Genomic DNA, 16,995 nt, shown 5'->3' on the forward strand with positions numbered 1-16,995 from the left:
AGCGGGATACCGGAATTCGAACACGATGTAAGGGCCTGACATGGCAAAACCCGTCTCAGCCAGTCCAGCAGCAAAACCCGCACCCGGTGCGGCTGAGGAACGGGCCAGGTCCAGGAAGATCGGTGTTCTGGCTTCGCTCTGGCCATTCATGAAGCCTTATCGATTGCAAATGATTGGGGCCTCTTTGGCCTTGGTTCTGACCGCCAGCATGACGCTGACATTGCCTTTGGCTGTCCGCCGTGTGGTCGACAACTTTCGGATCGAAGACGGAGAGCTACTGGATTGGTACTTTCTGGCGGCGCTGGGCATCGCCGCGATTCTGGCCGTCGGAACAGGTATCCGCTACGCGCTTGTTACGCGCCTGGGCGAACGCGTTGTCGCCGATATCCGCAAAGCCGTTTTTGATCGCGTCATCGGGATGAGCCCCGAATTCTATGAACGTATCATGACGGGTGAGGTGCTGAGCCGGATCACGACCGACACCACGCTGATTCAATCCGTGCTGGGCTCGTCAGTCTCGATCGCTCTACGCAATATGTTGATGTTTCTGGGCGGGCTTGTGCTGATGCTGCTGACCTCGGCCAAGCTGACCGGGATGGTCTTGCTGCTGATTCCGCTGGTTGTAGTTCCGATACTGGTATTGGGGCGGCGCCTGCGGGTTATTAGCCGGGAAAACCAAGACTGGATCGCAGCCTCATCGGGCAACGCCGGTGAAGCGCTGAGCGCAGTTCAAACCGTTCAGGCCTTTACCCATGAGCAGGCCAGCCGAAATCAGTTCGGTGAGATGACCGAAACGTCCTATACTGTCTCGCTGCGCCGAATTCAGACCCGGGCCGTGCTGACCGTCATCGTTATATTCCTGGTGTTTTCCGGAATCGTGGGCGTGTTGTGGATGGGGGCGAATGATGTCCGCAACGGTGTCATGACCGAGGGCGTTCTGATCCAGTTCGTGATCTATTCGATCATCATGGCCGGTTCGGTTGCGGCCCTGTCCGAAATCTGGAGCGAATTGCAGCGTGCGGCCGGTGCGACCGAGCGGTTGGTCGAGCTGTTGAATGCTCAGGACACCGTGAACGATCCCGGCCAGGCGCAAGCTTTCCCCGCGCCCGTGCGCGGCGAGATTCAGTTCGACGATGTGACTTTCCGCTACCCGGCGCGTCCGGATGTCGTGGCGTTGAATGAACTGTCGCTGACAGTCAACCCCGGGGAAACCGTCGCATTTGTCGGCCCCTCGGGGGCCGGAAAAACAACCGTTATCCAGATGATTCAGCGATTCTATGATCCTGACTCGGGACGCGTTTGTTTGGATGGCATTGACCTGCGAGATTTGGATCGTTCCAATTTCCGCCGTCATATGGCACTTGTGCCTCAGGATCCCACGATATTCGCAGCATCGGCGCGCGAAAATATCCGATTTGGGCGGCTCGATGCGACGGATGCCGAGGTTGAAGACGCAGCCCGCGCAGCTGCGGCCCACGAATTCATCTCGACGCTGCCCGAAGGCTATGACAGCTTTGTAGGAGAGCGAGGCGTCATGCTGTCCGGGGGACAAAAACAGCGGATCGCCATCGCCCGCGCCATTTTGCGCGATGCTCCGATCCTGTTGTTGGATGAGGCGACATCGGCATTGGACGCTGAAAGCGAGCGCGCTGTGCAAGGGGCTGTCGACAGGTTGCGTGCAGGGCGAACGACGCTGATTGTTGCGCACAGATTGGCAACCGTGAAAAAAGCCGACCGCATCATCGTCCTGGAGAACGGACAGATCGTTGCGCAGGGAACGCATGACGATCTGGTATCGCAGGATGGGCTGTACGCGCGTTTGGCACGGTTGCAATTTACCGATGGTGTTGCAGCAGAGTAACCTGATGGCGAGATATTTTGTTTTGCGCCCCAGCGTCATTCTACATTCTGGGTTGTTCTGCCGTTAAGCCCTTACTTGCACATGAGCGGGTTTTACTTTCATCCTAGATGAGAGCCTGCGCGTGACGCAGTAAAAGTACAGGGAGGAACTAATGGCATTCGCGGGATTAGACGATAAGGCAAGAATAGAAAATGAAATGCCGTGGGAGGATCGAGACGTACCGGTAACCTTTCATCAGTTACTTTCTCGAACGGCGGCCAAGTTCCCCGACCACAAGGCCATTAGCTTTCAACTGTTTTCCGGCCCAACCGATAAGGCCGAGACACTGACGTGGTCTGATCTGCTGGGTAAGGTCAATCAGGCCGCCAATCTTTTCAGATCTCTGGGTATCGGTGAAAACGATGTGGTGGCCTATGTGCTGCCCAACTGCAACGAAACGCTAGTGACCCTTATGGGAGGGGCCGTCGCAGGGATCGTGAACCCGATCAACCCGTTGTTGGAGCCCGAGCAAATCGCAGCAATTTTGCGCGAGACGAAAGCCAAGGTTGTTGTGACGCTAAAGTCATTTCCCAAAGCCGATGTTGCACAGAAGGTGGAAGAGGCCGTACGCCACGCGCCCGGTGTGAACACAATTCTGGAAATCGACCTGAATCGCTATCTGACGCCTCCGAAATCGTGGATCGTGCCCCTTGTGCGTCCCAAAATGGGCGACAAGGCTAAATTGGCTCATGCGGACTATTTGAATTTCAGCAAAGAGCTGGCGAAACAGCCCAAGACACTGACATTCGAAGACAGTAAATCAGACCGTGTTGCGTGCTATTTCCATACTGGTGGTACAACCGGCATGCCCAAGGTTGCACAACACAAATATTCCGGCCTGATCTATAATGGCTGGTGTGGTGGCACCTTGTTGTTCGACGAAAACGATGTGGTCATGTGCCCACTGCCCATGTTCCACGTCTTTGCTGTGCATGTGATCGTCATGGCTGCAGTGAGTTCGGGTGCGCATGTGGTCTTCCCGACGCCTCAAGGATATCGCGGGGATGGCGTTTTCGACAATTTCTGGAAACTGATCGAGCGTTGGAAAGTCAGCTTTATCATCACGGTTCCGACAGCGATCTCTGCCAAAATGCAGCGCCCTGTCGACGCCGATATCTCGTCAGTGAAAACGGCCTTCTCGGGCTCGGCTCCTTTGCCGGTTGAACTGTTCCGTCGCTTTGAAGAGGCCACCGGCGTCACTATAGTCGAAGGCTATGGCCTGACCGAAGCCACCTGCCTAGTGTCGTGCAACCCGGTGGATGGCGAAAAGAAGATCGGTTCGATTGGCGTTCCGTTCCCTTATACGGATGTGAAAATCCTGCAGGATGGGCCCGACGGTCCGACCGAATGTGGCACTGATCAGATTGGTGAGATCTGTATCTCGAACCCCGGCGTATTTGCGGGCAACACGTATACAGAGGTCGAAAAGAACGTGGGCCTGTTCCACTATGACAAATATCTGCGCACCGGTGATTTGGGCCGGTTTGACGATGATGGCTATTTGTGGATCACCGGTCGTGCCAAGGATTTGATCATTCGCGGCGGGCACAATATCGACCCGGCCGAGATCGAAGAGGCGCTGTTGGGGCATGAGGCCGTGGCATTTGCCGGTGCGATCGGTCAACCAGACGCCCATGCGGGCGAAGTGCCCTGTGCCTTTGTCGAATTGGTCTCTGGGGCCAGTGTGACAGAGCAGGAGCTTATGGAATACTGCAGAGTTCACGTTCACGAGCGTGCCGCGCAACCTAAGCACATGACAATTCTGGACGAACTGCCCAAGACGGCAGTGGGCAAAGTCTTTAAGCCCGAGCTACGTAAGCAGGCGATCACACGCATCTACAATGGTGCGCTTGAAGACGCAGGCGTTGCTGCGCGTGTGGTTTCGGTTCTGGATGATAAAAAGCGCGGACTTGTCGCGCAGCTTGACGCCAACGGTTCCTCGGACGACGATGTCAGCAAAGTGCTGGGATCGTTCACCCGGCCATGGGAGTGGGCTGCCTGATCGCGGAGGGGCTATGGACTATGAACGTCTGATTGATGAAGAAACCTGGGCGTTCATAAGACGAACGGCTGAAAGCTATCCTGATGACGCGGTCGAATTGTCGATCGAAGATCAGCGCGGCGTCTATGACGTAATGTGCAAGGATTTTCGCCAGCCTCGCCCAATGGGTGTTGAAACAGAAGACAGGCGCGCTGATGGCGTGCCTGTTCGCATTTACACCGCAGGCAATCCAAGCCGGACGGTGATCTATTTCCACGGAGGCGGGTTTGTCGTCGGCGGGCTGGACAGTCACGACGATGTCTGTGCCGAACTTTGTGCACAAACTGGGTATCGGGTGATTGCCGTGGATTACCGCCTGTGCCCGGAACATGCTCATCCTGCTCAGTTTCACGATAGTTGGGCGGCAACCAACTGGGCGGTGCAAGAGTTCCAGGACCCTTTCGTTCTGGCGGGCGACAGCGCTGGTGGAAATCTGGCCGCCGCAGTTTCACAGCACGGACGGACGCAGTTTGACAATCTTCTTGGTCAGGTCCTCATCTATCCAGGCTTGGGCGGAGATTCGTCCCGTGGTTCCTATAAGGAACATGCCCATGCGCCTTTGCTGACGCTGGAGGATGTAAGTTTTTACGAGAAGGTACGCTGTGGTGGAGATGTGCCGGAAAACGACCCGACATTCGCTCCATTGCATGACACGGATTTCTCGGGGCTGCCCCCAACCGTGGTGGTAACTGCAGATTGTGATCCCTTACGTGATGATGGTGCGATCTATTGCGAGCAGATCAGGGCTGCAGGTGGGCAGGCTCATTGCATCAATGAACCCGGCCTTGTGCACGGCTATCTGCGGGCGCGCACCATGGTCAAACGTGCGGCGGACAGCTTCGAGAGGATCTCGGTGGCGATAGAGGCGTTGGGCCAGCAGATCTGGCCCTACGACTGATCCCCTACTTCAAGAAGGGCTGACCCTTCATGGTCTCGGCAATAGGGGCACCCAAACGGTCCAGAATCGTGGGCGCCAGCTGTAGCTGGTCGATCACAGCATTCGCATCGGGGCCTTCGACGTCACCGAAGTAATACAGCGCGGTTTCCTGCTGCAATGCGCCACGCCCACCGTGATGGCCACGATCGTCCTGGCCGTGATCTGCGGTGACGATGACGTCGTAACCCAACTGCCGCCAGCGCGGGATAAACGGGGCCAGCATTTCGTCCATCACGAAACAGGCATGGTCCATCTCTTCACATTCATGAAAGAACCTATGACCCATGCTGTCCAAAGTGCTGGTATGCAGCAATCCATAGTCCAAGCCATGGCGTAGGCAGAGATTGGTCAGCGTTGCGAACAGATCGACGTCACAGGGCGTCATCTGGTTTGCTTTGCCATAGCCTGTCATCGTGTGGAACCGACCATGATTGATCGTTTTGCTGTTGGGCTCGTCATATTCAACATCGCGGACATAGTCGAATGGATGGCGATTAAAGAATTGCGACCAGAAGCTGTGGGCCACAGCCCCAGTCACGCCGCCGGCTTCGCGCACTTGGCTGAAGATGTCCTTCTGACTCAGGCGGAACACGTTGCCATTGCCGGTACAGCCATGCTCCTGCGGTGTTACACCGGTATGGATCGAGGCATAGCAGCTTGCCGAGATTGACGGTAGCACAGCGCGCTTCTTCCAAACGCGCGCCTCGCCGGTGTCGACCCAGCCTTCAAGATTGCCGAACAAGCGACGGAAATTGCGCCATGGAACACCGTCCAGAATGATGAGGAGAAGTTTGCGGTCCATGCTCTGACCCTTTTTCAGATTGCTTCAGCCGACCCTAAAAGATTCGGTGCGGTCTGGCTGCCTGATCCCGCCCCGAATGGCAAAATCCCGACACCTTGATCGAATGGCGCCGGGATTTCATAAACTTACGGGAAGGGCCGGGATCAGTTCCCGGCGCTTTCCATTTTGCGGTGGGCGACGACCTCTTCCAGCCAGCCCAGATGCATTTCGGGGACAGAGCTGAGCAGTAGGTCGGTATAGTCATCAAACGGTGGGCTCAGCACCTGCGACTTGGGGCCGTAGCGGACGACTCGGCCCTGATACATCACCGCAATACTGTCGCTGATCGCGCGCACTGTTGCCAGATCGTGGGTGATGAACAGATAGGCCACATCCTCGATCTTTTGCAGGTCCAGCAGCAGTTTGAGGATACCATCCGCCACCAGCGGATCGAGCGCCGAGGTGACCTCATCACAGATGATCATCTTGGGCTTGGCCGCCAGTGAGCGTGCAATGCAAACACGCTGTTTCTGGCCGCCAGACAGTTCCGCCGGATAGCGGTCCATGTATTTTTCGCCCAGCTCGATCTCATCCAGCAGTTCCACGATCCGCTTGCGTTTTTCCGCGCCGCGCATACCGAAGTAGAACTCCAGCGGGCGCCCGATGATAGTGCCGACGGTCTGACGCGGGTTCATCGCCACGTCTGCCATCTGATAGATCATCTGCAACTCACGCAGGTCTTCACGGCTGCGGCCCTTCAGATCGCCACTGAGCTTGCGTCCGGCGAAATTGATCTCGCCATCGCGCGGCGGAAGCAGCCCGGTGATCACCCGCGCCAGCGTGGACTTGCCAGAACCGGATTCGCCCACAACTGCCAGCGTCTGCCCCGGATGAAGCTCGACATTGACGTTGTGCAGCACGTCGAAATTCAGCCCCTTATAGCGCGCAGTGATCCCGTCAACTGTCAGCACTGGTTCGGATGTTGGCTTCTTTTCTTCATGTTCGATGGAGCGGACCGAGACCAGCGCCTTGGTATACTCTTCCTGCGGGTTGTTGATGATCTGATCGGTGTTGCCGTACTCGACCGTGTTACCCATGCGCAGAACCATGATGTCGTCGCTGACTTGCGCAACGACTGCCAGATCGTGGGTGATATAGAGCGCGGCAACGCCGGTATCACGAATGGCTTCCTTAATGGCCATCAGAACATCGATCTGGGTGGTCACATCCAGCGCAGTTGTCGGTTCGTCGAACACCACCAGATCAGGCTCAGGACAAAGCGCCAGTGCTGTCATACACCGCTGTAGCTGACCGCCCGAAACTTGGTGCGGATAGCGATCACCAATATTGTCCGGATCGGGAAGCCCCAGTTTGGCGAACAGTTCCCGCGCGCGGGCTTCGGCCTCTTTACGAGAGAACTTCTTGTGCTCCACCGCGGCTTCGATCACCTGATCCATGATCTTCTTGGCTGGGTTGAACGATGCTGCGGCGGATTGCGAAACATATGCTACTTCGCCTCCGCGCAGATTACGGATATCGCTATGCGGGGTTTTCAGGATATCGCGCCCGTTAACCCAAACTTCTCCGCCGGTGAGTTCAACACCACCACGGCCATAGGCCATTGAGGCCAGACCAATGGTGGATTTACCGGCCCCGGATTCACCGATCAAACCCAGCACCTTGCCGCGTTCAAGGTCAAAGCTGACCCCGTGCACGATTTCGATATCATGGGGTTTTTCTCCCGGCGGGTAAACGGTCGCGCCGATTTTGAGGTCGCGGACCTTGAGAAGGGTATCACTCATCCCCGGCCTCCTTTCAGCGATGTGGTACGGTTCAGGACCCAGTCAGCAACAAGGTTGACCGAGATGGCGAGGGTCGCGATGGCAACAGCCGGATATAGCGCCGCGCCGATGCCATAGACGATACCGTCTTTGTTTTCCTTCACGATTCCACCCCAATCCGCCAGCGGCGGTTGGACGCCCAGACCCAGGAACGAGAGGGTCGAGATAAACAGAACCATAAAGATGAACCGCAATCCGAACTCGGCCACCAGAGGCGACAGAGCATTGGGCAGGATTTCCCGGAAGATGATCCAGATACGACCCTCACCGCGCAGCTTGGCAGCCTCAACATAGTCCATCACATTGATATCCACAGCGACTGATCGCGACAGGCGATAGGGGCGTGTGGCATCCAGCAGGCCCATCACCAGGATCAGGATCGGGACAGTCACCGGGACAATCGCCAGAATGACCAGCGCCAGGATCAGTGTCGGGATCGACATGACCAGGTCAACCGCTCGGCTGAGGACCTGATCGGCCCAGCCACCAAGAACAGCGGCCAGCAAGCCCAGCGTGGTGCCGGTGGCAAAGCTGAGGATTGTGGCAGCAGCAGCGATAAAGATGGTCGTGCGCCCGCCATAGATCATGCGAGTTAGCAGATCGCGCCCGATATTGTCCGTACCCAACAGGTGTTTGGCACTGGACGGTTCCCAGACATCACCGACCACCTCAGCCATGCCGTAAGGAGCGATCAGGGGTGCCGCGAGCGCCACGAAAAAGTACAGCCCGGTGAAAAACAGACCGATCATGGCCGAAATAGGAAGATTCTTCATCATTTCGGGTGCCTCAGTCTTGGATTGGCAAGGATGGACACGATATCGGCAACCATGTTCAGCCCGATATAGACCGCAGCGAAGACAACGCCGCAGGCCAGAACCACAGGCACGTCACGCTTGGTCACCGAGTCCACAAGATATTGCCCCATGCCAGGGTAAACGAACACCACTTCGACCACGACGACGCCCACGACCAGATAGGCCAGGTTCAGCATAACAACGTTGACAATGGGCGAAATCGCGTTGGGGAAGGCATGTCGCGCGATGACCTGAAAACTGGACAAACCTTTCAGCTCAGCCGTTTCGATATAGGCCGACTGCATCAGGTTTAGGATTGCGGCGCGGGTCATCCGCATCATCTGTGCCAATACCACCAGCGTCAGCACAAAGGCCGGCAAGGCGATTGCATAGAGCTTTTCACCGAAGGACATCGAATCGTTGATCATCGCAAGCGAGGAAAACCAGCCCAGTTTTACGGAAACGAAATAGATAATCACGTAGCCGATCAGGAATTCGGGGATCGAAACCGTGGTCAAGGTCACAGCCGAGATCAATTTGTCCGGCATACGGTTGCGATAGCGGACGGCCAACAAGCCAAGGAAGATAGCGAGTGGTACGGAGACGACGGCGGCGGCACAAGCCAGGAACAGCGTGTTGCCCAGGCGCTTGCCGATGCTTTCAGCGATATCCAGTTTGTTGGTCATCGATTGGCCCAGATCGCCTTGAACGATCCCGCCCAGCCATTCGGCGTATCGGGTCAGGGCAGGGCGGTTCAGCCCCATTTCCTCACGTAAGTTAGCAAGAGCCTCAGGAGTTGCGGACTGTCCCAGGACGGCTTGCGCGGCGTCTCCGGGCAGGGCTTCGGTCAGGCCAAAAATCAGGGCCGAAGCGCCAAACAGCAATAGGAGTCCCAGCGCAAGGCGCTGGGAAACCAATTTGATGATAGGATGCATGATCCGTGGTCCTTATCAGGAGAACCACATCTTGCGGGACATGTTGCCGTTCATCATCTCTTGGGTCGGGTCGCTTTCCCAACCTTCCAGCTGATTGCTGACACCTTCGACGAAATCATTGAACATCGGGCAGATTACGCCGCCTTCGTCGCGGACCATCATGCCCATCTGTTTGTAGATGTCTTTGCGCTTGTCATTGTCCAGCTCGGCGCGGGCTGCAAACAGCATCTCGTCAAAGGCCGGAACCTTGAACCGCGTGTCGTTCCAGTCTGCGGTCGACAGATACGCGGTCGAATACATCTGGTCCTGCACCGGACGGCCACCCCAGTACGAGGCGCAGAACGGCTGTACGTTCCAAACCTCGGACCAGTAACCATCGTTGGGTTCACGCTTGATTTCCAGCGGGATACCAGCCTGAGCCGCGGTCTGCTGGAACAGGGCGGCCGCGTCCACCGCACCAGGGAAGGCGCCATCAGCGACCTGCAGAATGATTGGTGAGCCGTCATGACCCGACTTCTTGTAATGCTCAGCTGCTTTTTCGATGCTGAATTCACGCTGCGGGATCGAACCGTCAAACAGCGGGTAGGCCGCGTTGATCGGCATGTCATTCCCAATCGAGCCATAGCCACGCAGAACCTTGTCGACCAGATCCTGACGGTTAATCGCGTGTTTCAGGGCCAAACGCAGTTCATTGTTATCAAACGGTGCCGTGTCGCAATGCATGATAAACACATAGTGGCCACGGCCTGCGGTTGAATGCACAGTCAGGTTCGGTGCGCGACCCAGCAGATCAGCAATCTTGGGCTCAACCCGGTTGATCGCGTGGACCTGACCGGATTGCAGCGCGGCGGTCCGGGCGGTTGCGTCATTGATAACAACCACTTCGACGCTGTCGAAATTGCCGTAATCGCTCCAGTGGTTGGCGAATTTCTTGAACACGTGGCGCACGCCGGGTTCGTTGACTTCCACTTGGTAAGGGCCGGTGCCAACCCCTGCGCCCGGATCTTCCATGCCGCCATCCGGCTGGATGATCAGGTGATAGTCCGCCATCAGATAGGGCAGGTCGGCATTTGGTTCATTCAGCGTAACCTGGAAATTGTCGCCATCAGCCTTCATCGATTCGATGCCGCGCATGATGCCCAGAGCACCGGACTGGGAATCCTCGTTCGAGTGACGCTCCATGGTTTTCAGCACGTCTTCGCTGGTCATGGTCTTGCCGTTGTGGAATTCCACGCCCTGACGCAGTTTGAAGGTCCAGACCCTGGCATCCGCGCTGCCTTCGACGCTTTCTGCAAGGCGCGGTTCGATCGATCCATCGGGCGCAACCTCGACCAGTTGGTCGCCGAACTGCTTGCCGTTCTGGAACGGAACCGAGCTGGCATAGGTGGCCGGGTCAAGCGAGTTGGTGGATTCCCCGCCCTGCAGGCCAAATTTCAGATCACCGCCCTTTTTCGGGCCAGCCGCGCGTGCAGCATCGGCAAACATTGTGCTGGCCATCGCAGCAGACACACCAAGTGCTGCAGCTTTCCCCATAAATTCGCGGCGGGTCAGCTTGCCAGCTGTAACCTGCTTGGCCATGTGAGTGATTTGTTCGTTCATTCAGATATCTCCCAGTGATTTATCTCGTCAGCCCCTGACGGGTTTTTTTATTGACGCGCCAGTCAAGTTAGGCGCAATTCGGTTGGTCGAGCAAGAAAAAAGTCCGGCTCAGACCTGCTTGAATTTCACATATGATTACGCGGTACGGTATCCTCCTTAGTCTTTGAAAATACCAAACTGCCGTTTTCAAATGCCTTGAGTTCAGCACAGAGGTAGAAGTTTCCGGCGTCTGACCACATTTCGCAAGATGTTTCTGTACGCAGCTCTGTGCCGTCACGGATTATCTCTTGTGTCCAATGGCAATATCCGCGCGCAGATAAGGGGTCATCAGGGCGAATCGACCAACGTTCAAAGGCTGTTCCGCCATGTGTCAGGCCGTGGTGGTTGTCCGTAACAAGGCCAAAGTCATCTTCGATAATCAGATGAGTTTCCCCCGAATTCATGTCAGTTTCGACCTGTCGAGAGTTCCGGCTGTCTCGGACAGTCGTGATGTCGTGTGCGGCCTCGGCATCCGGGGGAGGGAATACATATGCCTCGCTAGCCGCGTGACGGATGGGCAGCTTGATTTGGCCCTCGGTCAGATGCAGTTCTGCAGACTCGGGCGAAGGCCAGATCAGCGGCCAATAGGCGCTGGATACCGCAATCCGCAAGCGGTGTCCCCTTGGCACCCGATAAGCGATATGGTCCAGATTCAGCGTGACCTCGTATACCTTGCCTGGGACCAATTCGGTCGGTTGCGAATGGGTATCGCGATGGCACAGGTTAAGGACACCGTATGTTATGCGTGTTGTTGCCCCATCGGGATGGACGTGATTCAAGCGCACTGCCATCTGGGCATGGGGACGGTCGGCACTGATGTGCAGGCATATTTGCGGCGCGCCCACGATGTTCAGATCATTGGCCAGTGGGGCGCTGTCGAAACAGGCCGAAAATGCATCATCCACACGCTGATCGCCCGGCATATCCGGCCCCAACCAGATGGCGCAGTATTCTCCGCCTTCCATCCCGCAGGTCTGGGGGGATCGGATGCACGTGTCCAGCGGTCCGGGTTGGTCCAGCCCAACATTAGAAATATTCAGAGTTTGAATAGGAAGATGCGAGGTCGCGCCTTTATCCTCGGTTATCCAGCAACCGGGCCGTTCCTTGTACCAGCGCTGGGGGCGTACCCCATCCATAAGATAGGCGCGATAGTCGGGTTCCTGGTCGACGCCAGTATCCTGGCCTTTCAACCAATGATCCCACCAACGCAGGGCCTCTTGCAGAAATCCGATTCGGGGCTCCGGAACAGCAAAATGCGGATACTTGTGAACCCATGGTCCGACGATCCCCTTGACCGGAGAATCAAGCTGTTCAACCAATAAAGGCACCGTATTCTTATAGGCATCGCCCCAGCCGCCAACAGCCAAAGTCGCCGCCCGGATAGCGCTGAAATCCTCGCAGACTGACCCGTGACGCCAATAGGCATCCCGAGTCTGATGGCGCAACCAGACAGAGGGCAGAAAGGGCTCGTTCTCAAGGCGGTCCAGCCACAGCTCGCGCCAGTTCGGACGCAGGGCCGGATCGGGAGCGCGCGATGAATAAGACCACATGGTCGCGCCCCAGCCGAGATTTTCGTTCAGCAGGCAGCCACCCTTGTAGTGGATGTCGTCCGCATACCGGTCGGCGGTCGAGCACAGCGTGATAATCGCCTTCAGCGCCTCTGGCTGTAGTGCCGCCACCTGCAAAGCATTGAAACCGCCCCAACTGATCCCCATCATTCCTACAGAACCAGAGCACCACGGTTGCTGCGCCAGCCACTCGATAGTTGCAACTGCATCGTCCAGTTCCTGCTGGGTATACTCATCCTCCATCAGCCCTTCGCTGTCACCATTGCCGCGCATGTCCACGCGGATGCAGGCATAACCGCGCTTGGCAAACCAAGGATGGGTCAGGGCGTCTCGTGTCGCAGTGCCGTCGCGCTTGCGATAGGGCAGGAACTCCAGAATGGCAGGTACAGGGTGGCTTTCTGCATGCGACGGCTTCCATATCCGGGCTGAAAGCCGGCACCCATCCGGCATGTGAATGCCGACATCTGGCAGGTCTTCGATGTCGAGTAGCGAATTGTCGGCTGGATTCATTCGGTCAGTCTCGGGGCCAAAAGGGATTTGGTGCAGGTGAAAATCGTCAAATCAGCCTCGGATTGCGACAATAAGGTCCATTACGTTGGTTCCGGTCGGTCCGGTGACGAAAAGAGCATTTGCGCGTTCCAGATAGCTGCTGCTGTCAGCATCCCGCAGCGCCTTTTCCGCACCATCGCCCCAGGTGGTCCCGTCAACAATCGCCCCCGCGGCCTGGGTTGGCCCGTCGGTGCCGTCGGTGCCCCCGACAAGCAGCGTCAGCCCAGCAATACCCGCGATTTCTCTGGCCAACGCTAAAGCGAGGGCCTGATTGCGCCCACCCTTGCCTGGATTTCTGGGCAGCACGACAGTTGGCTCTCCACCGAAAACCATGACGCCCTCGGGCATATCGCGCAGCCGTGGCCCCAAACGGGCTGCTATGCTTTTCAGGTCATCGTGCAGGCATTCCTCATTCGCTAGAACGGGTGCGCCCTCGGCCATGGCCTGTCGGACGGCGGCAGCACGGGCATGCTTGTTCGATGCAATGATGTGCGCAACTCCCTGAAAATCGCGCGGCTCAGGAAGTGCGCCAATGCCCGATCCGATAACGTTCAGGTCATCACCGGGCACATCGGAAATCGCCAGAACAGTCGCCTTCGCTCCTTTGAACTGGGCCAACAGGCCAGACCCTTTGATTTGGGACAGTTTGCGCCGTTCGGCGTTCATTTCAGAGATATTCAACCCTTCCGACAGCAGTTTTCGGTTTAACTGCTCCAGATTCGCCAGCGTTTTGCCGGGTACAAGGTCCTCAGCCAAAGACGAGGCCCCGCCCGAAGCCAGCAGCAGCAAATGCGAAGATGATCCCATCGACTGGACCATCTCACGCAGTGCGCGGCCCGCTTGCAGACTGCGGATATCAGGAACGGGATGAGAGGCCTCGATCACCCTGACATGGTCAGGCAGGGCGTCCCCGTGGCCATCCTTGGTGACAACTAGCGCGGGGAGGGGGCCGAAATGGTCCAGCGCTGCGCGGGTCATCGCCGCCGCAGCTTTGCCGACAGCCAGAATTTGGTTGGGTTGCTCTACATCGTTCAAGGCGGATAACGTCGCCGCATATCCACCAACCGCGTCAACCCCGGCCTGCCATATTCGGGTTGCCGTTTGCCTTTGCTCCATCAGCTTTCGACCCAGATCGTGACCGGGCCGTCATTGACCAGTTCGACGGCCATATCCGCCCCGAATTGACCGGTTTCGACAGGGACGCCAAGACCACTTAGCCGATGCGCGAAAACCTCATACAAGCGTTTTCCAACCTCTGGCGGTGCCGCTTCAGAAAACCCCGGGCGGTTCCCGCGCGAGGTATCAGCGGCAAGTGTGAACTGGCTGATTACTAGGGCCGAGCCGCCCGTATCCAGAACCGACCTGTTCATCTTGCCGGCCTCATCCTTGAATATTCGCAGCTTTGAGACCTTGGCAGCAAGCTGTTCGGCCTTTTGGTCGTCATCCCCCTGCATCGCGCAAACCAGTATCAGCAGGCCCGGACCGGTTTGTCCGATCACCGTACCCTCGACCGAGACTTTTGCCAGCGAGACCCTCTGCAACAGCGCACGCATTTGGTTCCTCCATTTGATGGTCAGTCGACCCACTCGACAAACGCGTCGGGCGCGGCGCGACTGGTTCTAAACCTGTTGGCCGGGTGGTCTTTGTCTGCATAGCCGAAAGAGATCGCACATAGGATCAGACGGTCATCCGGGATGTTGAAATATCGGTGCAGAAAAGGGCCATAGCTGGCCACTGCGGCCTGCGGAATTGTCGCTATGCCCAGAGCCTGCGCCGCCAGGGTGAAGGCCGTAACAAAGCCACCACAATCCATCGCGCCATAAGCGCCGAGTTCCGTTGGGCTGGATATGATTGCACAATGGGGCGCTCCGAAAAGGGCGAAATTCTCCATCATCTGCCGGGTGGACCCGGCGCGATCTCCGCGTTCAACGCCAACGGCTTCGTAAAGGGCCCAGCCGCATTCACGGCGGCGTTCCTGGTAGATGCCCGAATAGGAGGCAGGAAAGGGCAGGTCCGGGGATGGCGTGTCCGCGGTTACCTCATCCTGCAGAGCCTTCCGAAACTTATCGGTCTCTGGCCCGCTGGTGATGGTCACGTTCCAGGGCTGCGCATTGCACCAGCTTGGAACGCGGGCTGCGCTGGTCAGGATCTGATTAATCTGATCCTTTGGCACCGGGTCAGACAGGAAGGCGCGGCAGGAATGCCGTTGATCCAGTAGACTGTTCAGAGCGGATAGTGTCACACAGGCCTCCCCATCGGCGTTGACAGGGCGCAGGATGAGGTCAGACTGGCGGATGTTCAAGTGCTGATGCCGTTAGCCGGTCACGTCATTGCTGACCGGTTGCCACCATGTAACCAACACCGGCAGCTACCAAAAGGCCAAGGCACACGGCGACAGAGATCTTGAGCGCTGACCAGGGACGTTCCCCCTGAACGCGCCCGGTGCGGCCGTTTACTACAAACCTGTACGTCTGCCCCCGATATTTGTAGGCGGCCATCCAGATCGGCAGGAGGACATGCTTGAAGGTCACATCCCGCACATCGGTCTCAACCGCATGAACGCGCTGCCGATCGCCACCAATATCAAAGCGTACATCCCGTTCTATCACGCGGGACATATGTGTGCGGGCTTCGGTGTAGCCGTCATTCAATTCGACTGTATAGGCCTCGGCCCGAAAACCGGCGAGGTACTCAGGCTGATACGGTTCCAACGCGGGTAAATCCCAGGGTTCCAGCGCGTCGGTGTACTTCTTGGGCAAAGACTGGGATGCCAAAACCAGAACGTCATCAAAGAACCGTGCGACCCGGCCCGATTTCGGGGACCATCTCACCTTGGCGACCCTTTGCTGTACACGCTTGCCATCGCGCATGACGCTGCGTGTTTCATAGTAAACTATGCCGCGCTCGCCCCGATATGTGGATTTCGTATCCGCATCGAAGGTCCAGTATGGAACATAGATACCCTGCATCTTGCGCCCTTTGCGGGCATAATCCTTCAACCCGTTTGGGGCGAACCATAACCGTCCCAGCCAGTCTCCCATCGCCTTATGCGCAGTGCGTTCATCCAGCGCAAAGGGCAGCACGCCGCGGGGTTTGATGTGACGGCTGATGCCGGTATCCGTCACTACTGGGGTTGCGCAAAAGGGGCATTCGGCTGCGTGCGTGGCCGGGTCAAATTCAACTTGAGCCGCACAGTTGGGGCAGGTCAGAACACGCGTTTCCTCGATCTCATCGTCAGGCAGCTGATCCGAAAGCGCACTGTTGAAATCCAGCTCTTTCAGGCTGGAACCGCCCCACGGTCCGGCGCCAATTGCCTCTGAGTGACCGCAATGGTCACAGGTGAGCGTACCATCACCGGGATTGAACCGATAATCCGCCCCGCATTGATCGCAGGGAAAGCGGTGTTCGTCTACAATGTTAGGGTCGGTAGGGGCCATTGAAGTCTCGAATTTGCGTTATCGGCCAGAGGACAGGCGCATCCGGTTCAGCACCCCGTCCCGTTTGATGAAATGATGCCAGATGGCAAAGGCAGCGTGACCTAATGCGACGAACAACAGGGCATTGCCCACGGTTTCGTGGACCTCACCAGCAACATGGATACCCCCGAACCAGGCCAACATGCCGAAGATTGGCACCGCGACCATCAGCGCATAAAGCAAGAGATGTCCCAACTTTGCTGCGGTCGCCATCAGGGCCGAGCTCTCCTCAACCGGGGCAGGCGCGCCCTGTCGCCACCGAAGAAGGATGCGGACCAGGATCAGCGCAAAGACGATGCAGCCAAGCCAGACATGAGGGGTGGCCCCTTCTGTCCAGACCGTGTTGCCCTCGAGCCGGGCGTGCAGGGCCCGTCCCATGCCATCGCTGCTGATCCATTCGCCGATGATGATCACAGCGATCAGCCAGTGCAATACGATTTGGGGCTTTGAGTAGCGGTCCAAAGTAGACATTCGTTTGCTCTTTCAGAGAGGTTGCGGATACGCGTTAAACGTTGCTGCCTAAGCTTTCCGTCAC

Annotated in this window: 14 protein-coding genes; 3 read left to right on the plus strand and 11 right to left on the minus strand. The window is 57.3% G+C overall.

The genetic code is table 11. The annotated features are described in order from the left end of the window. The first annotated feature begins 40 nt into the window (after positions 1-40). From AC2FFF_RS07625 to AC2FFF_RS07635, 3 genes are all read left to right on the plus strand, one after another. On the plus strand, positions 41-1,861 hold the full coding sequence (locus tag AC2FFF_RS07625) for an ABC transporter transmembrane domain-containing protein (RefSeq protein WP_281972701.1): 1,821 nt from the start codon (positions 41-43) through the stop codon (positions 1,859-1,861). 151 nt (positions 1,862-2,012) lie between these two features. Continuing rightward, entirely contained in the window at positions 2,013-3,902 is a 1,890-nt protein-coding gene (locus AC2FFF_RS07630) for an acyl-CoA synthetase (RefSeq protein ID WP_142636690.1), read from the plus strand. A gap of 13 nt (positions 3,903-3,915) precedes the next feature. After that, positions 3,916-4,839: an alpha/beta hydrolase gene (locus AC2FFF_RS07635; RefSeq protein WP_281972702.1), complete on the plus strand. Its 924-nt coding sequence runs from the start codon at positions 3,916-3,918 to the stop codon at positions 4,837-4,839. Between the two features lie 4 nt (positions 4,840-4,843). Here AC2FFF_RS07635 and AC2FFF_RS07640 read toward each other — a convergent pair whose 3' ends face one another. The 11 genes from AC2FFF_RS07640 to AC2FFF_RS07690 all read right to left on the minus strand — a co-directional run bounded on the left by AC2FFF_RS07640 (position 4,844) and on the right by AC2FFF_RS07690 (position 16,931). Then, positions 4,844-5,680 carry an alkaline phosphatase family protein gene (locus AC2FFF_RS07640; protein WP_281972703.1) on the minus strand — a complete coding sequence of 279 codons (837 nt, stop codon included), beginning with the start codon at positions 5,678-5,680 and terminating at the stop codon, positions 4,844-4,846. 143 nt (positions 5,681-5,823) lie between these two features. After that, positions 5,824-7,461 (minus strand): ABC transporter ATP-binding protein, encoded by a 1,638-nt coding sequence (locus AC2FFF_RS07645; RefSeq protein WP_496677699.1) that lies wholly within the window; start codon positions 7,459-7,461, stop codon positions 5,824-5,826. After that, on the minus strand, positions 7,458-8,273 hold the full coding sequence (locus AC2FFF_RS07650) for an ABC transporter permease (RefSeq protein WP_142636698.1): 816 nt from the start codon (positions 8,271-8,273) through the stop codon (positions 7,458-7,460). The genes AC2FFF_RS07645 and AC2FFF_RS07650 overlap by 4 nt, the downstream gene beginning before the upstream one ends. Beyond that, positions 8,273-9,229, minus strand: coding sequence for an ABC transporter permease (locus AC2FFF_RS07655; protein ID WP_142636701.1), 957 nt, complete (start codon positions 9,227-9,229; stop codon positions 8,273-8,275). Before AC2FFF_RS07655 ends, AC2FFF_RS07650 begins: the two co-directional genes overlap by 1 nt. A gap of 15 nt (positions 9,230-9,244) precedes the next feature. Further along, positions 9,245-10,828: an ABC transporter substrate-binding protein gene (locus tag AC2FFF_RS07660; protein WP_142636703.1), complete on the minus strand. Its 1,584-nt coding sequence runs from the start codon at positions 10,826-10,828 to the stop codon at positions 9,245-9,247. A 125-nt stretch (positions 10,829-10,953) separates the two neighbouring features. Next, on the minus strand, positions 10,954-12,945 hold the full coding sequence (locus tag AC2FFF_RS07665; protein WP_281972705.1) for a CocE/NonD family hydrolase: 1,992 nt from the start codon (positions 12,943-12,945) through the stop codon (positions 10,954-10,956). A gap of 51 nt (positions 12,946-12,996) precedes the next feature. Next, a complete protein-coding gene (locus tag AC2FFF_RS07670) occupies positions 12,997-14,100 on the minus strand; it encodes a glycerate kinase type-2 family protein (RefSeq protein ID WP_281972706.1) in 1,104 nt (367 codons plus the stop codon). Beyond that, a complete protein-coding gene (gene dtd, locus AC2FFF_RS07675) occupies positions 14,100-14,537 on the minus strand; it encodes a D-aminoacyl-tRNA deacylase (protein ID WP_271949362.1) in 438 nt (145 codons plus the stop codon). The genes AC2FFF_RS07670 and dtd overlap by 1 nt, the downstream gene beginning before the upstream one ends. Positions 14,538-14,557: 20 nt before the next feature. Next, entirely contained in the window at positions 14,558-15,226 is a 669-nt protein-coding gene (locus tag AC2FFF_RS07680; RefSeq protein WP_271949366.1) for a nitroreductase, read from the minus strand. Positions 15,227-15,311: 85 nt separating this feature from the next. After that, entirely contained in the window at positions 15,312-16,421 is a 1,110-nt protein-coding gene (locus AC2FFF_RS07685; protein WP_281972708.1) for a TFIIB-type zinc finger domain-containing protein, read from the minus strand. An 18-nt stretch (positions 16,422-16,439) separates the two neighbouring features. After that, on the minus strand, positions 16,440-16,931 hold the full coding sequence (locus AC2FFF_RS07690; RefSeq protein WP_281994944.1) for a cytochrome b: 492 nt from the start codon (positions 16,929-16,931) through the stop codon (positions 16,440-16,442). Between the last annotated feature and the right edge of the window lie 64 nt (positions 16,932-16,995).

Source organism: Ruegeria sp. YTSA226 (assembly GCF_059609905.1).